Raw genomic sequence first — 18,372 nt, forward strand, 5'->3', positions numbered from 1 at the left:
TTTGACGCTAGAATTGGATAGAGTTAAACTTTTTAGTTTGTACTTCTTTATCCTTGATTTTAATAGTGAAATTATTTATCTGCGGTTGATTAATATGGGTACTTACTTTGATAGCATTTTTTAGAACATCTACATAAGCACTATTCTCTGGGTATAGCGTTAGTATATAGTCGCCTTTAGGAATGTATAGAATATAGTTACCACTATCTGACGTATAGGTAGTGTAGCTTTCTCCAGTATGGCTTTGAGCTACGATACGTTGTCCAGAGAGATTTCTATTGATAAGATGTGAGTTCTCAGAGAATTCATAATTAATACTACCAGACAACGTAGTTGTCTGTCTTAAGTGAATGCTATGTGTGGTATCTGATTTTAATACGATCTTATCTGTATTAGAAAACCATTCCTGATCATTTTTGACTTGTATGGTATAGCTATCAAGAGGTAACTTTTTATATTCTATTGCTCCTTCTTTATTCGTGATAAATGATTTATTGTTGATATAGACTATTCTATTAGATGCAGGATAGTTATTATTCGCTTCATCTTGGTAGTAAACGATTATCTTTAGAGTATACGCTTTCTCATAAGGCTTATAAGGCATTAATTGTTTGATTACACCTATTTGTACGTAATTTGTTTTATTGTTCTTAGAAAAGCCTCCATAGTTGTTATAACTACTAACATAGATATCAAAGTCCTTTGTCAACTTATATTCTAAGCGACTATTTAATTGCCATAAGTCATCTGTCGTTGATGTCTTCGTATAATAAGCGTTAAGTACCACTCCTACATGATTATTGAAAAAACGTTGTCTATAGTTTCCCATAATCATCAGATTAGTATAAGTACTTGTATCTATAAAACCTAAGTAACTCGAATTGATGACTTCACTTAGATTGCTATAATTGTACTGATAACTTACGCCAAAATCAACACTTTTATAGTTGACACCTGCATTTAAGCGGTAGTGTAATTTATCTGTTAAACTTACCTTAGAGAGATAGTTTCCTAAGTCAAGTGATACATTATATCCTAAGCCACTAGTGAAACTATTGTGATTGAATGAAGTACTTAATCTCAATGCATCTAAGTCATCCATTAATTGAGTTTTGTAATTGAATCGTTGTTCATTTACATAACGTGGACTAAGCAGAAGCATATTGGTCTGCATTCTATAGGAATAGTTCAGTCCTATTGTATTAGATTGTTGTTTTGAGTTATTATAGTCTGTATAACTGTATTTAGGAGCATAGTGGACGAAACTTTGTGTCAAGCCAAAACTATGCTTATCAAAGTTTCTTCTGATGCTACTAGACACCTGAGAAGCACCTTGTCTAATACCTGCATAATAAGGGCTACTGTAGAAGCTATTTGTTTGGAATTGATACTTGTCCCATCGGGCATATGCATTTATCCCTATAAAGGCTCCTAATTGATTATTCTCCTTGCTATCTATATTAGACACACCTTCCATCACTTCTAAATTAAATGTAGGCGTATTCCATAGGCTAAATGTATTATACCACAGTGTCTTTTTCTCATCATAACGATGGTTTAGGTCATAGTACAGTTGTGATTGTCTCCATTTATGTTTAAGTGAAGTAAACCCAATCCATGTATTGTAGCCAATAGAGCGATCACTTGCATCTGTGATTAAATAGGTTTTATCTAAGTATCCACCTTGTATAGAAATGGAGTCTTTTATATTAATATTAGTTTGTATCCCTCGTCCTTGTAATGAGAATTCCCCTGTTTGGTAAATATTACCAGCTAGTACTTGTACTTTTTCGGTCTTGATATCTGCTAGGAAGTGACGTAGATTATATTTGTTCTCCTTGTCCCAATAGATTAGATCTCCAGTTAATCCTACTTTAGTCTTTTCGCTTAAGTGAACTTCTGTAGAACCTATCAACTGAAATGAGTTCATTACATTATTACCACTAACACGGTTAAGTTCTATTGTGTTTCTCTGGTAATAAGGATCTGTATTCGAATTATCTATTTTATATCGTCGTTTAGATTTTAAAGAGCTGACACTATAGTTAGTACGTGATATGAAATCTCCATTTTCATATAGTAGCGTAGCAGTGATATCAAAATCCTCTAGCTTAACAGCTTCTTTCGAGATAATTTGATTGATACTAATAAGAGTATCTCGCTGTGGAGCTAATGTGATATGAGAAGTATGAGTACGTTGTTTATTGACCTGATTCGGAAAGGTTATAATATAATGAAGCTTTTCTGATGTATTACCTCTATTTTGAATTAAAGCTTTTAAATGTATCGTATCTCCTATTTTTTGGAACTGTAAATGATTGTTCTGATTTTGAAGTAAGATACGTCTGTTTCTTTGTATTAAAATCTTTTGTTCAGCTACTTGTATGATTTGATTTAAATTGTTGCTTAGACTAGCTCTTATGAACAAATCTATCTCACTACTAGCAGACTGGTCTATATTCGCTATGATAGGGACATAGACTCTCTGTCCAGGATGTATCTGAATGATTTTATTAGCGTTACTAGATATACGTAAGTTAGTAGAATTACCTTCTATCTTTATATTCCCAGACCATTGTGTATTACTGACATTAGATACTTCTATGGCTGATGAGATATTACCATATTCATCCGCAGGAGTTTCTATATCCGTAAACTTTAAGTGTATAGGTGTTTGTTGTGCGTTAGAAAGAAAAAACAAACAGATAAACAGTAATGTATAAAGCTGTTTAAGCATTAATTAGGGACAATTACAAAGTATAAATAAGTTTCGTATCTACCACTAGCTTGTTGTAATTCCTTCTGATTAGGAGGAATGCTCAGTTCAAGGTTATAAGACATCGATTGACTCCATCTAGAGAAGGAGGCAAGAGGCTGTTCATTAGCAGACAGTGATAATGGACCGAATATCTTTACATCTCTAGCATCTGAAGGACTACCTCCTTCAAGGTTATTTAAAGTCGCCTTTAGTTTTAGTATAGAAACAGGTAAGCTATTCGACATCGTGTTATTATACATCATATTATCTGCTGTCTTTACGAGTACTTGATGACCTTGATAACTCTTGATGTAAAGAGCATTGCTTATCGTGATCGTTTTCCCTTTTACAATATCATCTGGTGAATCAAAGTTAAAGACAAATTCACTAGCACCATTTCGCAACTCCGCTATTTGATCTCCGTGATTTCCTACATAGTTAATTTGGAATCTTGCATTACCAGTACCAGATGTTTTACGCAGAAGTAATTGATCTCTACCTGATGAAGTATCATATAAGGAGAACTCGTATGTACTCATATAAGTATTGTTAGGGATAGTCAGTAAATGTACACCTCCTCGAATAGTCATGTCAAAGTTTAAGGTATAGTAGTTACCTTCTGGTAGAGGTGTTGTACTCTCTATGATCGTATTTTCTTGATATTTGCTTAGAGGTAAATCTCTTCCTACGACACTGAAGGCAAGTTGATTAAAATTACCCCCTTGTTTATTCGTACTTAATGTTGACATCTCAGCAGGTACCATATAGTTGCCTGCATAGTAATCATCGAGTAGTCTTACCGTTAACTTCCATTTGGTAGGAGAAGGTGTTCCGTAGAATCTGCGAAACTGTACAGAGATCTGTTTATCTTCTGTTTTTCCCACTTTTAGATCATTATATGAATTTAATACAGACTGTCCGCCTCCATAAATATTTAAGTCATACTGTGCTAATACCGTATTGCTCAGTAGTAATAAAAATAGGCTGATGTATATATTTAACTTTAGGTTCATAGCGTGAAGTCTAGTTCTGCCACTTTTACGATATTATCCTTGCCATAAGTTAGTTGGATAATAAAGGTATAAGTGCCTGTTTTTAGTTGATTCGGTAGTGGTATAATATGCTTTCTTACGTCAGTAGGTAGACTGTAAAAATCTAGTGTATTTAATGTTGTTTTCTCTCCTGTTTGTTGATTGAAGATACTCGCTGTCATCTTTCCGTCACTCCATAGTTTTCCATCGTTCTGAAAGTTAACTTCTATCGCTTTTTCTCCCTCAGCAGTCTTGGCAGGTTTGATATCTACTATTTCTACAGACTCTGTATTATTTTGATTTGCATGATATACTTTTAGTCCCATACGCACTGTCACTTTGATAGCAGCACCATTTTCATCCACTGCATTCCCTGGGTTTAACTGAGTGAAGAACACCATCGCTGTATGTACAGGTATATTAGCAGGCAGGTTTTGAGGAACATTAAGTATAATCTCTACTTCTTTGACTTCATTTGGTTCAATTACAAAATAAGAATTCGGCAATACTTGAATCCATTGAGAAGCCGAAGTTTCTAATGTATTTGCTTCTACTACGTTATTACTACCTTTCTCGTCATAATTCCAATCTCCGATAGAGACTCCTACTTCGACAGCTTTGTCATTTGGATTGGCAATACGAACTTTTTGAGTAGCTATAGTTCCAGCAGCATTTCTAAAGTACATCTTACCAGGAGAGATAGATAGTCCTGCTTGTGCGAATATTGGAAGAGCGCTTAGTAAAAGGAATAGTAGTATTAGTTTTTTCATTATAATGTGGTGCTTTAATTTTAGTGAGGCAGTAGCGTGTATATAATCTCTGTTTTATATGTTCCTGCTTTTTTATTTAATATACTTACAATGTTTTGTTTCGGAATCGCGTAATTGACATCTATTTGTTGGCTGTTACTTCTGTTCTCAGATTGTAAGATTATCTGAGGCTTATCAGATAAGTTGATTGTACTTAATCTCAACGGGAAGCTTAATAGGGTAGATGTTGCTACACTTGGCTTGATATGAATGATAGACACAGGCAGTGATGACAATGTTGACTCATATTGAAAATATGGATTTATGGTGCGTACTGACAATTCGTATGGAGTAGAACACTTTATGATCACATGATTTTTCAGAATACCTGTTTCTGCCCCTTGAGTATATACTTCTCCTCTATTTAAGTTTAAATCTACAGTAGAATGAGAGATAACCAAGGATTGTTGTTCCTTAAAGTTTAGTACAATCCTAGCCCTTGTAGATCCTATCTGAGCTATAGCGATGCTGGTAACACAGAAGAGGAGTGTGATGAATAATGATTTTTTAAACACGTGTACTATTACAATGATAAGATAGTGTAAGTAATTACAGTACTATAAGTACCTACTGGTTTATTTAATAATTCTTCGGATGCATCCATTTTATAAGACACATTGAAAGTTCTTTTCACATCACCTAGATTAGAACTAATCATATTGTGTTCTTTCATAGATAGTGATACAGGTATCATGGTTATATTTTCTCTAAAGTCACCGATAGTCCCTAATGTAGGGTTTAGACTAATGTTTTCTAAACTTATTTGTTCATTATTACTAGTCAGCGGAGAGCTAGCAGCCACCCTTACTTCATAAGTACCACTGCTCATTACTTCTATATGATCTGCTTGGTCGCTGATCTTTCCTTTAGTATAATCTTCTACTGTTTCGAAAGACAGATTGATATTAGATTGTTGATCATTAATCTTTATAGACTGTATTGGTTTTAGAGTCACGATAAGGTTAGTTTGCGCAGTATTCTGAGCATGTATTACCACATTGACTAAGATCAAAAAGAAGGTAAAGAATAATTGTCTCATATCATCTGTTTTAGATATTCTAAATTTAGTAAAAAAAGCATACAAAGTCAATAATCGTCAATGTTTTTAGCTGTTTTGGGTAACAAATAAATGGAATAGAAGCAGAGGGTATTAATTCGCTTTTTAGTCCAAAAAAAAATCTACTGAAGTGAATGATATCACTACAGTAGATTTATATTGTATAAGGCTATATCTTATTATAGAGCATATAAGTTATAAGTAACTGTAGTGCTGTATGTACCTGCTTTTTTGTCTGTATATGCAGAAGTTTGGCTTGCTGGTATAGCGTATTCGATAGCATATCCCATCTTAGCACTTCCTGCAGATGTAGTGATTAAAGAGCTGCTCTCTGTAGTAGCTAATGGAGTGATGTTATGAGTAGCATTAAAGTTAGCTGGTGCAGCACCTTCTGCTAAGTTATTGTTACCTTTTACTCTTACTTCTACTGTGTTTACAGGGATGCTAACTCCATCATTCGTTAAATCACTGCTAGCGATAACTTTTACTTCATATTTTTGAGTAGCTGTTACTTCTAAGTGGTTTTGTAATTCACCTGAAGTACTACCTTTTTGAAACTGTTCTACAGTGTTCATTTGGATATTTACATTAGGATTCTTAACAGTCAATTCATAAACGTCTGATAAGTTAACGTTTAAGTTTGTGCTTCCTGTACTTTTTTTGTCTTGTGCGAAAGTTGAAGTACTTGCGAAAGCTAAAACTGCTACTAATACTAATTTAAATGTTGTTTTCATTTGCTTATTTCTTTTTAATTGTGGGAATACTTGATTTGTTATTTTGTTTGGCAAAAGTATAGCAGCTTTGATTCTCAAATAGTGTCATTTATCTTCAAAGAATTGTCATTTATCACATAATGTGATAAAATATTCTTAATAAAAGCCTTGATTTTAAAGATTTGTGAATTTGTTTTATGTAGTCTAAGATGTGTTTTTATATGTTATTGACACTTTAAATAGTAGTAGATTGTTGTTATTTAGGTTTTTAAGTTTAAACGGTATTAAAACCTCTTTTTGTTAGGATTATTTAGTCGGAGAGAGAATTGACTGTGAAGGATGTAAAAAATCCCCTTGTAAATAGTCATTACAAGGGGAGAAGGGATAAACGATATTATAATAGTTCTCTATATTCTTTAGGGCTCAGTCCTGTTGCTTTTATAAAGAAACGGATGAAGTTACTCACGTCTTCAAAGTTTAGCTCAAAAGCAACTTCCTTAATGGTCATCGGAGTATGCTTTAATAATAGCTTTATTTCGTTGACCACTGCACTCGCTATTATTTTTTTAGGCGTAGTCCCAAATACTTCTTTGCACACTTCAGTTAACTTAGCGATAGAGATATTCATCTGTTCTGCATAGAAATGAACGTTTCTTTCTTTTCTAATGTTATTTTTGATCAACTCATTAAATTTTACAGTATGTTGTATTTGTAGTGGAGTAAGTTTCTCTTTATTAAAGCTGACAAACTTCTCTATATGGCCTGCCATAATATACAGAAGAACTCTCTCTATAATATTATGAGCTAACATATAATGTACATCACTATATTCTTTTGACTTCAGTTTTAATAAAGTGGTAAAATAACATTGTACAAAAACTTCGTGCTCCGGCTTAAGCGTAATCGAATTAATAGCATTCGTATTATCAAAGAAGAAGCACTTGCTTAGAAAGTGACTGTCAAGTTCTGTTCTACAGTAAAAATTATCTGTAAACTGCACATAGTATAAGGTGTAACTCTCAGAAGCAGTTAGGCGAAATAGCTCATTCTTTCCTAAGAATAGACAGTCTCCTTCTTTAATTTCTTTTTTGTTCGTAGTTAGGGTGACAGTTACTTTTCCTTTTTGTAACCAAAGTAGTTGGTAGACATCTTTGTGTTGTTCGAACGGCACAGTGTCTTCTGTAAGGTAAGTAGCTCTACCTACCTCTATACCATAGGTAGATTTTAGTTCGATAGAAGTTAGCATATTTTGTAAGGTAGTAATAGGTGTTTATAATGTTTTATTGCTTGTTTACGTTATATCGCTTCTTATGTTTGTTAGTTTTGGTTTGATGCTTTAGTAGACCGTCTCTATATTGAGTTCAGACGAGTTTTGACAAATATCAAATTTTATTATGATTATGAATATTTTTAAAAGTTAATTTTTAAAACTTTTAATTCTGATTCCCAATAGAAAAGAGTTACATTATTCGGATAAATAAGTTGATTATTGTATAATATAAAGAATTTAGTGAACTTATAACTATATGATTTTGTTAGTTACATGGGCTTTTTTATATATTTGCAAAAAATAAAAATAATTGATATGAGTTTACAATCAAAGATCATGGACGCTATAAAAAGTGCAATGAAAGCGAAAGACACAGTAGCTTTAGAAGCATTAAGAGCAGTAAAGTCAGAGTTATTATTAGCTCAAACTCAATCAGGAGCACAAGCTGATTTAACAGAAGAAGAGGAGATTAAGATTCTTCAGAAGTTAGTAAAACAAAGAAAAGACAGTGCTAATATTTTTTCAGAGCAAGGGAGAAATGATTTAGCTGAGCCAGAAATAGCACAAGCTGCAATCATAGAACAATTCTTGCCAGAGCAATTATCAGAAGAAGAAGTTCAAAAAATAATAGGTGAGATAATTACGAATGGTGGTTTCAGTGGTATGTCTTCAATGGGACAAGTAATGGGAATCGCTACTAAAGAATTAGCTGGTAAAGCTGATGGTAAGACCATCTCATCTGCAGTAAAATCTCTATTGTCTAAATAGTAGATTTAATGTCCGTGTAGTTCAACTGGATAGAATATCAGATTTCGGCTCTGAGGGTTGGGGGTTCGAACCCTCCCGCGGACGCAGGTACATAAATACACTCACAAAACATTTTTTCAATGTTCTTGTGAGTTTGTTTATTGTCAAGGAGTTAGCATCTCCTTTTTTAAAAAAAACATGCAAACAAATTCTCCAAAAAAGTCATATTGTTTTCCCAAAAACGTCCCACAAAAAATGAGTGGGAAGTTGGGTAGTAAAATGACACTAAAAGTGGTCATAAAAAGCGACTACAAGCGTGCTGACGGTACTAGTGCGCTATATCTACAAATCTTTATTGATAAGATCAGAAAGAGGTTTCCTCTTGATATTTATGTGGAGTTAAAAGACTTCGATGAAAAGAAACAAAGGGTAAAGAAAAAACATCCTAATGCGACTGATCTCAATCTTCTTATAGAAAAGGCTATCGCTGATATTAATAGAATAGAAGTTACTTATCGATTAGGTAATAAACATCTTACCATGGATGCGCTTATAGTAGAATACAGTAGCCCATCAATGGTATTAGACTTTATCAAGTTCTATGAGTTAGAACTAGAGAAGGAGAAGCTTAAGTTAGCTCCAGCTTCTTATGTGCAGCAACGTGCTGTATATCGAAAACTAAAGAGATGGAAACCTGTTATCTACTTTCACGATATCACGGAGGAACTTATAGAAGATATGATCATTTACTTTAAGACTGTAGAGAAGAATAACCACAATACGATATCTACACTTACGAAGAACTTTAAGAAGTATCTAGGAAGGGCTAATAAGAAGGGCATTCCTTCTCCAGTACACTATACAGATGTACAGCACAGGCAGATGAGAGGTACTATTAACTTCTTATCTCAAGATGAAATACTAAGGATACATCAGTATTATTGTTCTCCATTCATTAGTGAGCTGCATAAGATAGCAGCGAGTAAGTTTTTATTTAGTTGCTTCACCGGAATACGTATTAGTGATGTTATGAAGCTTGATACAGCTAAGGTAGAGGATAATATCCTTCGCTTTAAATCTGTGAAGGGAAGCAAGAACCAAACGATACGTCTAAATCAGACAGCGAAAGACTTAGCATTAGAAGGATTCATATTTAAAGAGATGGCTATCGATAAGCTTCGTGAATATGTAAAAGAAGTATGTCGTGTAGCTAATATCACTAAACATGTTAATTATCACATGAGCCGTCATAGTTTTGCGACTAACTTTCTCATTCAAGGTGGACGTGTAGAGGTATTACAGAAGCTACTAGGGCATTCTAGTATCACTATGACAATGATATATGTACATGTAGTAGAAGATGTCTTAAATGGTCAGATAATGTATTTAGATAATATCATCAAAAAAGGAGATAAAGAGAAGCCTGCAGAATAGCAGGCTTTATTATTTTAAAGGGAGTAGAGAAAGCTTGATATCTACTAGGTCTCCAGTCGACTCTTTAGTTAATTGGAGTACTAGATAAGGTCTTTTATTGATTAGAACTTTTCTCTTTATCTGTATTTCATTCAATACAAAAATAGTTACACTGCATTCTATCTCCAGTCTGTTAGTATGTAAGAATGCTTCAGCACTATTCTTGTAGTAATGTGTGTAGATAGATGACATCGTAAAGCTCTCAGTGCCTATAGAACCGATAGGCATATCAGTATTATTACTTAGTAAAATTAATCCTATACCATCCTTCTTATCTGAAGCCTCTGTAATCATGGATGGTAAATACTTGAATTTATTCTCTAATATCTTAGTTTTGTCTTCAATAGTAATTCTAGTTTCTGCTATGGATTCTTTATTTACATACACTTTAGTATCTACTTCATTACCGAACTTCAAAACGAGATCCGTTATCTCATTTTTTGGAAATGATTCAATAAACAGACTACCTAAATCTACATAGTCTATATGGGATATCTCCATATCGTTATACTCTACATCTAAAGTGTTATTCTCTAGCTCTCTGAACTGTATGTTAAACAATAGCCTAAGTTGATCAAGATAATCACCTACTGTCCAATCAGGGAGATATCTTGCTAGTTCTATTGTAGGGTGAAACATATAGCCTGACTTATCTAAAATACTATTACTATAAATGTGATCGATCTCAAAGGGGTCTACGTCCTTAAAAGCATATACTTCAAACTGAAATTGCTTTTGTTTATCAATATCATCTTGAGTTACTTCGAAGTCAAAAGCATTGTCAAATATCTCTTCACGACCATAGAACTCTTTTTGTTCGATATCAATTGTATAAGGGTTAGTAGGCTCTGTTTTATTAAAAACATCTAAACCTATTCTATAACTGTTATCATAAGCCTTAAACTTATAGGTGATAACATGTCTTCCTGGTTTAGTTATATTTAAATTCCATCTCTTGACCCAAGATGGTTTATTAGGATCTGTATTATTTACTATAAAAGCCCAATTCATAAAACCAAAATCTATATGCATTAAATTACTACCTGCAGTAACTTCTGTTAGATTAGTTTCACTACTATAAAATGCTAAACTAGTAGCAAAAGGGTTGTTTAATAATTTATCAGGAAATTTTAATCCTATATTATCACAGATTATTTTTAGAGGTGTTAATAGAAATATATTCCAGGTAGGCACATTGATATTGTGTACCTCACCACCTTCAACTGTATCTTCTAGTGTATTCAGATAATAATTACCTTCTCCATTACGGCCGTTCAAATATCTGCAGTACTTATACCACTTATCATCCTGTTTCAAATAATCTCCATTCTTAGTAGGATAGCTAATCTGTGCAGCTGTCCATAACTGATTAGGAAATACTCCTCGTCGCTTACTATCTACATACGAACTATAGTAACTAGGTGCAGGAGGAACTCCTTCATATTTATCAGAATAAGGTAGTGGAGGATTAGCATTAATGACAGATATAATAGGCATTAAATCTCTAATTTTCTTTTTAGATTCAGCAAATAGCTTAGAGGCAAATCTCACATTGCATTTGCGATATCCACTAAAACATTCTAAAACTTGTAGTTCTCCTGGTATGCTTCCTTCAGATGTCACAATAGTAATATCGTAGTAAGGTGAAGTGTCGACACTAATGTCATTTAGTCCAAACAGCTTATCTGTCTGAGCATTATTAATGATCAGAAAAGGGAATTCATTACTCTCAAACTTCAGTGTGTCTGGGAATAACGACATATCTATCTTAAGAGATAATGTTTCTCGGATATAGGCTAACTCTACACCATCACGGTAAATACTAATTAGCTTCATAGTTAGTGTATGTGAATGTTAGTTTATTAGAGAGTATAAACTCTCTATCTTGATATACTTTTGTTTTCTTCGTACTAGAGACTACAGAGATATATTCACCATTTATCTCAAGCTCTACTAGCATGGAGTTCACTAGTTGACTGATTAAAAATAGTTCTGACTGGAGTAGATATCCTGTATCTATAGTAAGTATAGAATTACTCTCTACTTCAGAAGTAAACTGTCGGCCATCTTGATCTCTATAAGTCTTAGGCTTTAGCTCCTCTTCTATATCTAGATTAGAAAATAACTGAGCATAGATATATGCTCCAAATTGATTTTTAAAACGAATATTAAGCAACTGATTTACTTTATTCTTCAGTACACGAATAACTTTATGAATAATTTCTTCTCCTATTATCTCTACTGTTATTGCCTCTACTGGATATTCTAATGATTGATTAATGTCATAAGTATAGTAGCCTGTTGATAGTTCACCTAGTAAATTGAGCCTTATCAGATTGTTTTTCTGATCATATACTTTTATAGTTATTGCTTGACTTTTAGTTACGAGAAAGGGTACCGTAATTCTACAATTGCTAGAACATAACAGTGACTCTGATATCCCTAAGAAGTGTATTGTACTATTATTTGTAGGTAATCGCTCAATAGTCTTAGTAGAATACAGAATCTGAATCGGTTTGAGCATTACTTCATTTTCTCCTTGAGTAATATTTCCCGTAATATTTAATATGTTATTTATCTTTTTGGCTTCTCTAGATAACTCAGTAGTTGTGACATCTGTATTTCGATGTAAACTCTTAAGATTAATAATAGCATTAGTAGCATTGTATTTAGCTACTGTGATTTGATTTAAGAGACTATTATTTGTTTTGATATCTATCTTATCCTTCTTATCCGAATACAGCTCTATAATACTATTTTCTGAATCTAAAACTAATTCAGTTGGTTGTGATATTATATTCATTATACATTAGAGTTATGTTGTGATTGAGTAATTTCCTTATTTAAAGCATCTATCTTCATCGTCTCTTTATATCCGATACTGACATTAGCACTTAACCCATTAGCTAAAGTTTCATTTAACTTATTAGTAGTAGATGCTAGTAAAATAGAAGCTTCTATCAATGCTCTGTTATCTCCTCCAGGAGGATTAGATGTAGGTCCATATTTACGTTCATTTTCTAACCAGGTTAGCGTATCTGCATAACGTGGTGATTGAGTCATGATAGCAGGCATGACCCACTCGTTAGCATGAGTCATGCCTGTGAACTCACCGTATTTATCTCCTCCTAAATTCTGCGGGGTACCACTAGTATAACCTCCATAGAAGTATGTAGGCATTTCAGGAACCTTTGTACTAACTATTTTCTGAACATTTTTAAGACCTGCAGCAATAGAAACCCCCATAGCAATATAAGAGAATGGTGGAGGATATGCTGCTAAAGCTTTTGAAGCAGCTTGATAGGTATCAATGGTTGTTTCAGCAATTTTAGTAGCTTTCCATGCACCAGAACCCTGATTGAACATTTCAGATGCAGTATTAAAAGCCCCTTTAATAACACCTAACTTCTGATCTTGTAATTCTTTCTCCTTCTTTACTTTTGCTTCTGATATTTGTCTTTCCTTATCAGCTAGTCCTATTTCTATTCCTTCTCTTTGATTAGCATATTTTCTTTTAATAGCAGCTATTAAAGATTCAGAATTCTCTACGTTTTCTACTTTAGCAATCTCTTTATCCATTTGGAGCTCTAGCTCCATATCGCTTATTTCTCTAGTCTTTTCTAATAAAGCTAAAGATCTTTCTTCTTCATCTACTAGACCATCTGCATAACGTTGTAATTCATTTTCTCTTTTTCGAATTACAGCTTCATCTTCTAAAGACTTTATTTGCTCTTGATACTCTTGAGATTTAAGTAGTTTTATTTGAGTTATTTCTTCATCTCTAGCTATCTCTAGTTCTTTGATTCTTGAGGTATGATCTTTGAACTTCTCAATTTCTTTAGCATACTTTAGCTCGATAGATTTTATATCTCGATCTATTCCTTTTAAAAGAGCAACCTCTCTATTGTTAATAGATTGAATTAATAACTCATCAATAGCTTTCTCTCCAGCTTCAAATATTTTTGTTTTATTATCAGCATCACGCTGAAGCCTTTTTTGATCTTTGTCTGATGCTTCTTTCTTTTTTGTAGAGGCATACATATCCTTGTCTATCTCGGCTTGCCTAGTAACAATATACTTCTGTATAGATTCTATCTCATCAGCTTTAAAGTCTTTACCTGCTGTACCACCCATTTTAGTAGCCTTAGCTGTTAGTTCATCTAAATCCTTTTTCGCTTGAGCTGAAGCGGATCTATCAGCTTCAGTTTGTATATTTTTTGCTTTAGATATTTTATCAACTGTATCTAATTGCTCATTAAGATTTTTAGTATGGATTTCTTCATATTTACTTAATGACTTAATTGATTCTAGTGAATTTTCAATCTTAGAGTAATCAGAGAACCATCCAGTACGTTTACCATCTTTTTTAAGACGATCCAGTACTTCTTTTGCAGACTTTTCTACATTTCCAAAATCAACTTGTATATCGTAATTATTCTCATTAATAACCTTTTGTAATCTAGTTCTTAATCTAGATTCCCATTCAGCACTATCTTTTGTAACACTATCTCTAACCTCTCTTAGTTTATCAGCTTTTTCAACCTCTAACTGTAAAGCAATACGTTCTCTATAATTCTTATTAACTTCTCTAAGACGTTTAATTAACTCGTCATTAGAAATGGTTTCAATATCTATTTGAGAAATTAAATCAGGATAATTAGTTGCAAGATCTTTTAGTAGTTTTAATCTTTCTGCATCTGCAATATTAGAAGAAGTCACTCTCGATACTAGTTCGTTCACTTCCATTTGCTGATCGAATAACTCGTCAGATACTTTTCGCATTGGAGTCAACACAGATAGTAAGTTGGTACCAAATTGTACTAGACTTCTTGAGAACTTAACTAAAGCTCCATCTCCATTCTCCATCCCTAGTACAAAACCTTCCATAGCAGAATCATACAACTTCATATCTCCTTGTAGAGAGTTAAGTTTTTCTTTAGCTAGTCGTTCAGCACTTCCAGCACTATTTTCAAGTGCTAATGTTTGTTGCGCTATCTTTTCAGTAGAGTTAGCAAGAATTACAGCTACAGTAGCATTTTCTTTACCAAATAGATTAGTAGCTTCATTTAATTGATTTTGAGAATTTTTAACCTTTTGAAGAAGTTGTTCGTATGGAACCCCCTCTTTAGAGGCAGTTAGTAGAATATTTCTAAATCCTGTACCTGCAGTTTCTGCAGCAATAGTCTCATCAGCTAAAACTCCCATTGTAGCATTTAATTGTTCAAAAGATACATTTGCTACAGCTGCTACTTTAGAAGTTTTAGGTAATGCAGTAGATAAATATTCGAAAGAAGTAGCTGATACGTTAGTGCTATTAGATAGTACATCCGCATATTTTTTAGCTGCAGAAGATGCAGCGCCAAATGAATTTAATTGTCCTGCTACAAGTTCTGCAGCTGGAGCTAGTTCACTATCCATTGCTACAGCTGCATTAAGTACTCCAGGAGTCATATTACGTATCTCATCAATTGACTTACCTAGTTTAGCTAATTCTAATTGTGCTTGAGATACTTGAGTAGCTGTGTATGAAGTAGTAGCTCCTAACTTCATAGCATCAAAAGTCAATCCTCTAATAGAAATTCTATTCGTTTCTAGAATAGCTGCAAGATCAGCTTGTGCCTGATCAAAATCTATAATAGTTTGGAATGCTGCTTTAACACCTGTTATGAATGTACCTATTAAAGCTGTAATAGTAAATGCCTTAAGCATACCAGTTGCAACATCTCCTAGTTCAGCTTTTATTCTTTGTAGTACACCAGGTGTTTGACTTAATTCACCTCTAGCTCTAGCATACTCTTCACGTAATACTGCTAGTCGTTGTTCGTGCTGTCTTAGTGTTTCCTGATAATCTTTATCATTTCGATTAAGATTACGGATATCGCGCTCCGTATTACGGATAGCACCTCTAATTCCTGTAAGAGAATTAACTACTTCTTGACCATTAATGCTAATATGTATATTCCTTGTTACCGTACTCATTTACATAGGTTTTATGCAAATTTCCGAGCGTTAAAAGTGGTAAAAAAGGACAGGAAATGTGATATATAATAAGTAAACAAGCCAGGAGTATATCCTGGCTTGTTTTTTTATCTACTAGTAAATTCAGCTACAACTTTATCAGCACGTATCTCACTAATATTATCAGCGAGATAATCCATAATATTAGATTCCTCTATTGCTTGATCAATGGTACGTTTAGCTTGTAAACGCATATTGATTCCATTTTTCTTAACACCTTCGAAGCCATAGTTTTGAATGAATATGTATCGAGGTGCTCTAATGACCAACTTTGATAGTTCCTCACCTGAGAATCTAGCTCGTACATCAGTATCTCTTTTGGAGTCTCCAGTACGTTCTTTTAATTGAGATCCTATCTTAGAGATAAGAGAACCTTTAAGTTTAGTCTTTGCGTTGTTGGCTATGTCACGTTCTGTCATATTACTTTAAATGAAGATATCGCTATCGATGATAGTCTTTTAGGTATATGTTCTTCCTGACCTCGTACATAATGCCATGCGAATTTTTCGCCATCAATTACTTCGGTATCTAGCGCGTACAAAAGAGAATGTTGTTCTCTAGTTACTGAATGTTTTGTTTTTCTTGTGAACCCAATACTTTCATCAAATTGTATCAGGGGGATTCCCCATTTAAGACATAACTTTCTGACTGAATTATTAAATACAACTCTTCCATCATGCCAGTTAGTTGTAATAACCACATTAAACGGTTTTCCAGATTTTGTATTATAATATACGCTAGAAGGATTATCTTTTTCGTTGTAGTATATAGTTTGTATTTTTTTAAGACAATAATCCCACATTGCTGCGAATTCAGAATCTGTGCCGTCCCAACCAGTAGTTGAGTTTACTTTATCCCAATTCAATGAATCATAGTCGTTTGATGTGAATTCTTCAAGTTGACTACTAGTGTATTTAACGCCATTTATTACTGTATCTTGTAGTGTAACATCTTTATTATGTGTATGCATTATGATTAATGCATCACATGTATTTAATATTTCTTGTGAAAAAAAAGTTTCATTATTGATACGATTCATAAAGTTATTAATCCTCTCCCCGCTGTAAGACTTATTTATTCCCTCAATTCCTAATTTGTCACATGCTAATTCAAACCAACCATTTGAAGAATATGAAAAAGATGTTCCACTAATTATTATCTTATTACCAGACTTAACAGGAGTTACTTGATGAGCAACTATAGGTTTATCCTCACTGTTTGATTTTGTAAATAATTGAAAATTTGATTTTTTGATTAATTCATCTCTATATTTTACTGTTATATAAGGTTCTTTTTCAGAAAACTTATCTTTCACATTTTCTGATATCACAACATAACATATTTCTTTAGCCGAAAACTCGAGTTCGGTAAATTGTGAAAAATAATCTAGCATTCTATATTCTGTTCTTATATATTTTTTTTCTAAATCATATATATTCAATATAGCTGCTTCAGATTTTAAATTTGTACCAGTATTTATGCCAAAAGAAACTTTTCCACCAGCAGGTAGTAAAATATAATCAGTTCTTTTAAATGTATTCGTTGTATTATTAAACCTATCATCTAAATAGGCATATCCTACAATAGTTGAATTTACATTTATATCTGTATCATATTCTTCAGTAATAACCTCAGTTAATAAAGTTTCACTAACTATTTTATTTCCTTTAGTATCAAATGAAGTAGAAATTTCTTCTGGTGTTAAAAAAATTTTCTTAGATAAATATGGCTTAGAAATAGAAAGAGTAGTGTTATTAACAACAACAATAAGACAATCTTCTATAGAGTTAATATATTCTCCTTCATAAAACATATTATTAGTTATATTTTTTATGTATATCTCAGTTTTAATAAAATTACCATGTGTATCATAAATAGCTAATAATGCAGAGCTACTATTTATATTTCTTACAACATTAACTCCAAAGAATGCTTTTTCTCCTTTTTTTAAAAGTAATGGAGGATTATGTTTAAAGTTTGAGTTATCTGAATTTATATTGCCTGTTTTAAAGTCAATAGTACCTATTTTAGAGAAATTCTCAACATTTATAATATTGTTTTTTAAATTATTAAACACTTCACCTCCACTCACCCCCCTCGTATCACCTTCCTTTACCTCACCTTCAAAAGTGATAGGAACAATCAATACTCTACAATCAACACCATTAAATATAATAGAGACATTCCCTTTAGAATAATCTTCTTGAGTAACAGATATAGGTTGACCATTAGCATCTTTAAAATTTAAAAATACTCCTGGTTTAGTGACCTTATATTCTCCACGTTTAGTAGGTGCTGGAGAGCTTGGTTCTATTGCATCGATGACTCCTGATTCTAGAGCTTTTATTTGTTTGCCTTGATGGTTTATAATTTCTATAAAAGTATCAGATACTCCCTGTACCTGTGCCTCTGTGGCTAATTTAGGATTACTCATATCTTATTAATAAGGTTAAAGAATGTCTTGATCGATTTTATCTAATATGTACTTAGGAAAGT

14 protein-coding genes and 1 tRNA gene are annotated in these 18,372 nt (G+C 33.0%); 3 read left to right on the forward strand and 12 right to left on the reverse strand.

The annotated features are described in order from the left end of the window. Window positions 1-7 precede the first annotated feature (7 nt). The 7 genes from RT228_RS02680 to RT228_RS02710 all read right to left on the reverse strand — a co-directional run bounded on the left by RT228_RS02680 (window position 8) and on the right by RT228_RS02710 (window position 7,614). Window positions 8-2,737, reverse strand: coding sequence for a hypothetical protein (locus RT228_RS02680; RefSeq protein ID WP_313138390.1), 2,730 nt, complete (start codon window positions 2,735-2,737; stop codon window positions 8-10). Continuing rightward, window positions 2,737-3,771, reverse strand: a complete 1,035-nt coding sequence (locus RT228_RS02685; protein ID WP_259637859.1) for a hypothetical protein — start codon at window positions 3,769-3,771, stop codon at window positions 2,737-2,739. Before RT228_RS02685 ends, RT228_RS02680 begins: the two co-directional genes overlap by 1 nt. Then, on the reverse strand, window positions 3,768-4,559 hold the full coding sequence (locus tag RT228_RS02690) for a hypothetical protein (RefSeq protein WP_259637858.1): 792 nt from the start codon (window positions 4,557-4,559) through the stop codon (window positions 3,768-3,770). Before RT228_RS02690 ends, RT228_RS02685 begins: the two co-directional genes overlap by 4 nt. A 20-nt stretch (window positions 4,560-4,579) precedes the next feature. Further along, window positions 4,580-5,113: a hypothetical protein gene (locus RT228_RS02695; protein WP_230493141.1), complete on the reverse strand. Its 534-nt coding sequence runs from the start codon at window positions 5,111-5,113 to the stop codon at window positions 4,580-4,582. Window positions 5,114-5,121: 8 nt separating this feature from the next. After that, entirely contained in the window at window positions 5,122-5,637 is a 516-nt protein-coding gene (locus tag RT228_RS02700; RefSeq protein WP_259637857.1) for a hypothetical protein, read from the reverse strand. Window positions 5,638-5,834: 197 nt separating this feature from the next. After that, window positions 5,835-6,389 (reverse strand): hypothetical protein, encoded by a 555-nt coding sequence (locus RT228_RS02705; RefSeq protein WP_006259674.1) that lies wholly within the window; start codon window positions 6,387-6,389, stop codon window positions 5,835-5,837. A 373-nt stretch (window positions 6,390-6,762) separates the two neighbouring features. Then, window positions 6,763-7,614 carry a helix-turn-helix domain-containing protein gene (locus RT228_RS02710; RefSeq protein WP_006259673.1) on the reverse strand — a complete coding sequence of 284 codons (852 nt, stop codon included), beginning with the start codon at window positions 7,612-7,614 and terminating at the stop codon, window positions 6,763-6,765. A gap of 339 nt (window positions 7,615-7,953) precedes the next feature. On the opposite strand from RT228_RS02710, the gene RT228_RS02715 reads away from it, so the two are divergent. The 3 genes from RT228_RS02715 (at window position 7,954) to RT228_RS02725 (ending at window position 9,819) form a co-directional block, all read left to right on the forward strand. Next, a complete protein-coding gene (locus RT228_RS02715) occupies window positions 7,954-8,406 on the forward strand; it encodes a GatB/YqeY domain-containing protein (RefSeq protein WP_006259672.1) in 453 nt (150 codons plus the stop codon). Between the two features lie 10 nt (window positions 8,407-8,416). Next, a tRNA-Arg gene (locus tag RT228_RS02720) sits at window positions 8,417-8,490 on the forward strand. Window positions 8,491-8,640: 150 nt separating this feature from the next. After that, window positions 8,641-9,819, forward strand: a complete 1,179-nt coding sequence (locus RT228_RS02725) for a site-specific integrase (protein ID WP_313138392.1) — start codon at window positions 8,641-8,643, stop codon at window positions 9,817-9,819. Between the two features lie 9 nt (window positions 9,820-9,828). Here the strand turns inward: RT228_RS02725 and RT228_RS02730 are convergent, their stop codons facing one another. The 5 genes from RT228_RS02730 to RT228_RS02750 form a co-directional block, all read right to left on the reverse strand. Next, on the reverse strand, window positions 9,829-11,694 hold the full coding sequence (locus RT228_RS02730) for a hypothetical protein (RefSeq protein ID WP_313138393.1): 1,866 nt from the start codon (window positions 11,692-11,694) through the stop codon (window positions 9,829-9,831). Next, window positions 11,681-12,661, reverse strand: a complete 981-nt coding sequence (locus tag RT228_RS02735) for a hypothetical protein (protein WP_313138394.1) — start codon at window positions 12,659-12,661, stop codon at window positions 11,681-11,683. Before RT228_RS02735 ends, RT228_RS02730 begins: the two co-directional genes overlap by 14 nt. After that, entirely contained in the window at window positions 12,661-15,837 is a 3,177-nt protein-coding gene (locus tag RT228_RS02740; protein ID WP_313138395.1) for a phage tail tape measure protein, read from the reverse strand. Before RT228_RS02740 ends, RT228_RS02735 begins: the two co-directional genes overlap by 1 nt. Before the next feature lie 107 nt (window positions 15,838-15,944). Next, complete coding sequence (locus RT228_RS02745; protein ID WP_313138396.1) at window positions 15,945-16,295, reverse strand: hypothetical protein; 351 nt, start codon at window positions 16,293-16,295, stop codon at window positions 15,945-15,947. After that, complete coding sequence (locus RT228_RS02750; RefSeq protein WP_313138397.1) at window positions 16,292-18,310, reverse strand: DUF5040 domain-containing protein; 2,019 nt, start codon at window positions 18,308-18,310, stop codon at window positions 16,292-16,294. The genes RT228_RS02745 and RT228_RS02750 overlap by 4 nt, the downstream gene beginning before the upstream one ends. Between the last annotated feature and the right edge of the window lie 62 nt (window positions 18,311-18,372).

Source organism: Myroides sp. (assembly GCF_032073645.1).
GTDB classification, from domain to species: Bacteria; Bacteroidota; Bacteroidia; order Flavobacteriales; family Flavobacteriaceae; genus Flavobacterium; species Flavobacterium odoratimimum.